Consider the following 5,678-nt stretch of genomic DNA (forward strand, 5'->3'; position numbering starts at 1 on the left):
AGCGGCGCATTGGCCTTGGGGCTGACGCAGATCCAGTCGAGCCCTTCAGGCGCAGCGATCGTGCCATTGGTCTCGACGCCGATTTCAAATCCTTCGGCCTTGAGGGCCGCAATCAGGGGCGTATCGAGCTGGAGCAGCGGCTCGCCGCCGGTACAGACGACATAGGCCGGCCGCGCGGGGCCAGCTTCGGCCTCCCAGATCGCCCTGACATGCGCTGCGAGGTCGGCAGCGGCGCGAAACTTGCCGCCATTCACGCCATTCGTGCCGACAAAGTCCGTATCGCAGAAGCGGCAGACGGCGGTGTCGCGATCACGTTCGAGGCCCGACCACAGGTTGCATCCGGCAAAGCGCAGGAAAACCGCTGCGCGGCCGGTCTGCGCGCCTTCGCCCTGCAGCGTGTAATAGGCCTCCTTGACGGTCCAGGTCATGCCGCACCCTTCCAGCGCTGCCAGCCCGAAGCGCGCAGCTCGCAGGCCGGGCATGTGCCGCAGCCATAGCCCCAATCGTGCCGGTGGCTACGGTCGCCAAGGTAGCAGGTGTGCGTCTGTTCCGTGATCAGGTCGACCAGGGCCGTGCCGCCCAGCCGTTCGGCCATGGCCCAGGTTGCCGCCTTGTCGATATACATCAACGGCGTCTCGATACGGATGTCGGTGTCGAGACCGAGGCGCAAGGTCTGCTCCTGCGCCGCCATCGTGGTGGCCCGGCAATCGGGATAGCCGGAATAGTCGGTCTCGCACATTCCGCCGATGAGGACTGACAGCCCCCGGCGATAGGCAAGCGCCCCGGCCAGTGTGAAGAATAACAGGTTCCGTCCGGGGACGAACGTGGATGGCAGGCCAGCCTGGGTCATCTCGATGGCAACATCATCCGTCATGGCGCTCTGGCCGAGACTCTTGAGAACACCGGCATCGAGCATGTGATCAGGCCCAAGACGCTCGCCCCATGCGGGAAACCGGTCGCGAATCGACTCCCGAAAGGCGCTGCGGCATGTGAGTTCGACCCGGTGACGCTGCCCGTAATCGAAGCCGACCGTCTCCACACGCCCAAAGCGCGCCAAGGCGTCTGCCAGGCAGGTCGCAGAATCCTGTCCGCCGGAAAAAAGGACGAGTGCTGATATGTGATCTGGTTTCATTGCGGGGCTCTACCAGCCCCTACGTAAAGGGCCAAGTCCGCAGCGTTACATTTATGACACCTGCGTCAAATCAAATGCATGGCAGCCATGCAAACCTGTTGACAATACCCCTCCACTCAATTTCTGATGAGCGGTGAAGTGGTCCCGTTAATGAGGACGCTCGGAAAAATATCACATTTCGTGGCCTGCAATCCCGACGGGCCCGAGGGGAGGAAAATTTAGAATGACACGGAAAACAGACTCGAAAACCGTCTTGTTCGCGAGCGCGTCCGCGCTGGCAATCGGACTGTTCGGTCAGTCGGCCTGGGCTCAGGACGCCGACGCGCCGGAATCGACCCGCACGCTGGCGACCGTCACGGTCACCACGCAGAAGACCGAACAATCCATCCAGGACGTCCCGATCGCGGTTTCGGCTTTCGACGAAGATGCGATCAACCGCCTGCAGCTGACTGGCGGCGCAGACCTCGTGAAAGCCGTCCCGAACGTGTCCTTCACGAAGGGCCAGTTCACAGGCAGCAATTTCAAGGTTCGCGGTATCGGCAACGACGCTGTCGCGCAGTCCTCAGACGCAGGTGTGGGTATCCACCAGAACGATGTGCCGCTCGGCATGAACTTCCTCTTCGAACAGGAATATTTCGACATTGAACGCGTCGAGGTCCTGCGCGGACCCCAGGGCACGCTCTATGGCCGTAACGCAACCGGCGGCGTTGTGAACATCATCACTCGCAAGCCCGTGCTCGGCGAATTCCAGGCCGATGCCGAACTGACCTATGGCAACTACAACACGATCAAGGGCAAGGGCATGGTCAACCTGCCCCTCGGCGAGATTGCGGCCCTGCGGGTGGCGGGTGCCCTGACGCAGCGCGACGGGTATGCGACCAATACCGTTGACGGAAGCGACATTGACGGACGCGACATCTGGTCGATCCGCGCAACTCTCGGTTTCGAGCCGACGGAGAATTTTCGCGGCTGGGTTTCCTGGGAGCACTTCGAGGAAGACGATGACCGCCAGCGTTCAGGCAAGCAGCTTTGCAAGAAAGACCCTCTCAAGACGAGCTTTGCGGGCGTTCCAATCACCGGCCTGGATACGCTCATAACCTCGCTCGGGTGCCAGGATGCGCCGCTCAGCGAGAGCTATGAAAAAACCAATTCCGTCGGCAACCTTGCGGGCGGTCTGGCCATTGCGGCCGGCCTGCTTAACGGTGACATCTTTACCTCGCCACTCGACAAGGACCTGCGCCACATCCAGTCGGCTTTCTCGCCGATCTACAAGGCCGAGCAGGATCTCTTCACTCTCAAGCTGGAATATAATGTTACAGACGCCCTGAAGCTGACCTCAATCTCCAGCTACAATGAAACGAGCCTGGTCTCCGTCCAGGATGTCAACAGGCTGGTTCCCGACATCGCATTCAATGACCTTTCAGCCATTCCGCCGGGGCTGAGCCCTCAGGCCGACCTGTACAATGCACTGTTCCCGGGGGGCTTTGTCGCCGATCCGGAACTCGGCATCCTTAACACGCTGGTTTCGGCAGACCTGTCCGGCGGCCCGACTGAGACGGTCACGCAGGAACTTCGCCTGCAGTCCGACTTTGACGGCAAGCTGAACTTCAACCTGGGTGCCATCTATGTCGATGGCGAGTCAAATGATCCACAGGATCCAACCTCTGGATATTACGTATTCTCGAATGCGCTGACCGCCCTCACCCAGTTCAACAATGCGCTCGCGCAACTCGGATCACCCGACGCACCGTTTGGGGCTGTTGTGCCGATTGCAACGCCGGATGGCACGGCCACCCTGCTGGAGGGCACGGTCGCGGGCGACAGCGGCAACTATTTCCGGTCGATTTCACCCTACCGGCTGACTTCCACGGCTTTCTTTGGCGAAGTCTATTACGACATCACCGACACCCTGAAATTCACGCTTGGCCTGCGCAAGACGAAGGACGAGAAGGAACAGGACGAGATTCCGACCTTTCTGTTCACGCCAACGGCCGCCTATCCTGCCGTCCAGAATGGCGACCCCCTGGTGCCGACCGGCCTGCTGGAGGCCGAATTTGACGAAACGACGGGCCGGATCGGTCTCGACTGGGCGCCGGATCTCAGCTTCACCAACGATACGCTGATCTACGGCTTCTATTCCAAGGGCTACAAGGGCGGCGGTCTGAACCCGCCACAGCCTGCAGGGGTATCCCTGTTCCCGCTGACCTTCGAGCCTGAATTCATCAATGCCTATGAACTCGGCACGAAGAACACATTCGCGAACAATACCCAGTCGCTGAATGCAACCGCATTCTTCTATGACTATCAAGGCTACCAGATCTCGCAGATCGTCAACCGGACGGCGGCAAACTTCAACGTGAATGCCGAACTCACCGGTCTCGAACTGGAATACCTCTGGACCCCGGCCGATAACTGGCTGCTGACGGCCAATCTCGGCCTGCTTGACACCAAGCTGATCGACACGGACAGCGTCGATGTGCTTGACCGGACGAATGGCAATCCGAACTTCGTTACCCTGAAGAATGCGCAAAGCTATTCGAACTGTGTCGTGTCGGCCCAGGGCTATGCCACAGTTCTCGGTGCCATCCAGGCCGGCATCCTGGACAATGGTGACTCACGCGGACTCTGCTCCGGTGCCTTTGCCGGACAGGAAGCGGCCTTCGGTCTCGGCAACGTGACCTATATTGACGGCAATGGTGACACCCAGACCATTGGTGCGCTGACGCCATTCGACGGCATCACGAAAGATGTCGACGGCAACAAACTGCCGGGTGCGCCGGAAATGACGCTGAACCTGGCGGCGGAATACACATTCCCGTCGTTACAGGATTCCAGCTGGGATCTGACCATCCGTGGTGACTATTACTACCAGGCTGACAGCTACAGCCGGATCTTCAATACGGCCCATGATGAGCTTGACAGCTGGTCGAACGTCAACCTGGCAATCATCCTCAACAATTCGGAAAATGGCTGGGCCGTGGAAGCCTTCGCCAAGAACCTGACAGACGAGGAAGTCATTACCGGCAGCTATATCGGCGATGACAGCCAGGGCATTTTCACCAACATCTTCCTCACCGAGCCTGCCCTGTACGGCGTCACCGTGCGGAAATCCTGGTAGGCCAATCCAAATCCGGCGCGGGCACATAGATCCGCGCCGGCCTGCAAACTGAGGGCAGCTCGCAGGAGCTGCCCCTTTTTTTGTTAGGTTCGCGCGGCCCCCCGCTCTATCCTCGCGGCAGAACTTCCCAACACAAGGACCCGAGATTCCATGCGCCTCATCATTGCCAGCCTCGCATCCGGCCTGTTCCTCACCGCCTGCGGCAGCGCCGAAGTCCAGACACCGGCCGTGTCCAGCGACACGAAACTCAAGCTCACCCAGGTGGTCGCTGAAGCCGAATTTCCATGGGGCATGGTCTTCCTGCCGAATGGCGACCTGTTGTTCACCGAAAAGGAAGGTGGCCTTAAGCGCGTGGCGGGCGGCGAAGGCACGCCGGTCGCCGTCAGCGGCATGCCCGAAGCCTATACAGAGCGGCAGGCGGGTTATCTCGGCCTGGCTGTGGACCCGGACTTCGGCACGAACCGGCTGGTCTATGTGGCCTATTCAAAAGGCAACGCCGCAGACAATATGACGGCAATCATTCAGGCCCGCCTGAGTGACGATGGCAGCGCACTGGAAAACGTGACCGAGATTTTCGCGGCCGACACGCGCAACACGGCGCTGCACTATGGCGCGCGCCTGCAATTTGCTGCTGATGGCACGCTTTACGCAACGCTGGGCGACGGCTTTGCCTTCATGGACCTGGCACAGGACCCCAAGAAAACGCACGGCTCGGTCATCCGCATCAATGCCGATGGCAGCATTCCTGAGGACAACCCGTTTGCGGATGGCACGGTTGGCCATCCGGCGGTCTGGTCCTATGGCCACCGCAACCCGCAGGGCCTCTATTATGATGCCGACACGGACACGCTCTATTCAACCGAACATGGCCCCAAGGGTGGTGACGAGCTGAACCTGATCCGCAAGGGTGCCAATTTCGGCTGGCCGACAATCACCTATGGCGTCAACTATGACGGCACGATCATCACCAGCAAGACCGAAGCGGAAGGGATGGAACAGCCCCTGACATACTGGGTGCCGTCAATTGCCGCGTCGGGCCTGACCAAGCTGACAAGCGACGTTTATCCCGGCTGGAAGGGCGACCTGTTCACCGGCGGCATGAATGGCCCGGCCGGCCTGAAACTGGTGCGCATCGACATGGAAGACGGCAAGGTGGCCGGCCGTGAAGACCTGTTGACCGGTGACGCCGAGGGCTTCCCGATCCGCGACGTGATCCAGGGCCCGGACGGGCACCTCTATGTCGCGACCAAGAACATGGACGGCATCTATCGCGTGGATGTGGCCGAGTAGGCGCTAGGTCTTCACATCGCGGCGTGACCGCAGGGCGGCGGCCAGCGTGCCGTCGTCCAGATGGTCGAGTTCGCCGCCGACCGGCACGCCATGGGCCAGCCGGGTAATGTCGGCGCCGAGGCCTTCGAGCTGGTCAGC

General features: G+C 60.7%; 4 protein-coding genes and 1 pseudogene. 2 read left to right on the forward strand and 3 right to left on the reverse strand.

Translation table 11 applies throughout. The annotated features are described in order from the left end of the window. Positions 1 to 428 (reverse strand): 7-cyano-7-deazaguanine reductase (locus VR74_RS05710; RefSeq protein WP_045695135.1); only part of this gene is annotated, 428 nt, incomplete at its 3' end. Further along, positions 425 to 1,132, reverse strand: coding sequence for a 7-cyano-7-deazaguanine synthase QueC (queC, locus tag VR74_RS05715; RefSeq protein ID WP_045695137.1), 708 nt, complete (start codon positions 1,130 to 1,132; stop codon positions 425 to 427). The genes queC and VR74_RS05710, both read right to left, overlap by 4 nt. A 223-nt stretch (positions 1,133 to 1,355) precedes the next feature. Here queC and VR74_RS05720 point away from each other — a divergent pair, with 223 nt between their 5' ends. Together VR74_RS05720 and VR74_RS05725 are read left to right on the forward strand one after the other, a co-directional pair. Continuing rightward, complete coding sequence (locus VR74_RS05720; RefSeq protein WP_045695138.1) at positions 1,356 to 4,250, forward strand: TonB-dependent receptor; 2,895 nt, start codon at positions 1,356 to 1,358, stop codon at positions 4,248 to 4,250. A gap of 150 nt (positions 4,251 to 4,400) precedes the next feature. Continuing rightward, positions 4,401 to 5,540, forward strand: coding sequence for a PQQ-dependent sugar dehydrogenase (locus tag VR74_RS05725; RefSeq protein ID WP_045695140.1), 1,140 nt, complete (start codon positions 4,401 to 4,403; stop codon positions 5,538 to 5,540). A 3-nt stretch (positions 5,541 to 5,543) separates the two neighbouring features. Here VR74_RS05725 and VR74_RS21525 read toward each other — a convergent pair. Further along, positions 5,544 to 5,678 (reverse strand): annotated as a pseudogene (locus VR74_RS21525) (recombination protein RecR); the annotation flags it as partial.

Source organism: Hyphomonas sp. BRH_c22, assembly GCF_000961795.1.
Taxonomy (GTDB): Bacteria; Pseudomonadota; Alphaproteobacteria; order Caulobacterales; family Hyphomonadaceae; genus Hyphomonas.

Excerpts from the sequence above, each read along its gene's own strand:
- VR74_RS05720 (WP_045695138.1), top strand. The coding sequence starts at position 1,356 with ATGACACGGAAAACAGACTCGAAAACCGTCTTGTTCGCGAGCGCGTCC.
- queC (WP_045695137.1), bottom strand. The coding sequence starts at position 1,132 with ATGAAACCAGATCACATATCAGCACTCGTCCTTTTTTCCGGCGGACAG.
- VR74_RS05725 (WP_045695140.1), top strand. The coding sequence starts at position 4,401 with ATGCGCCTCATCATTGCCAGCCTCGCATCCGGCCTGTTCCTCACCGCC.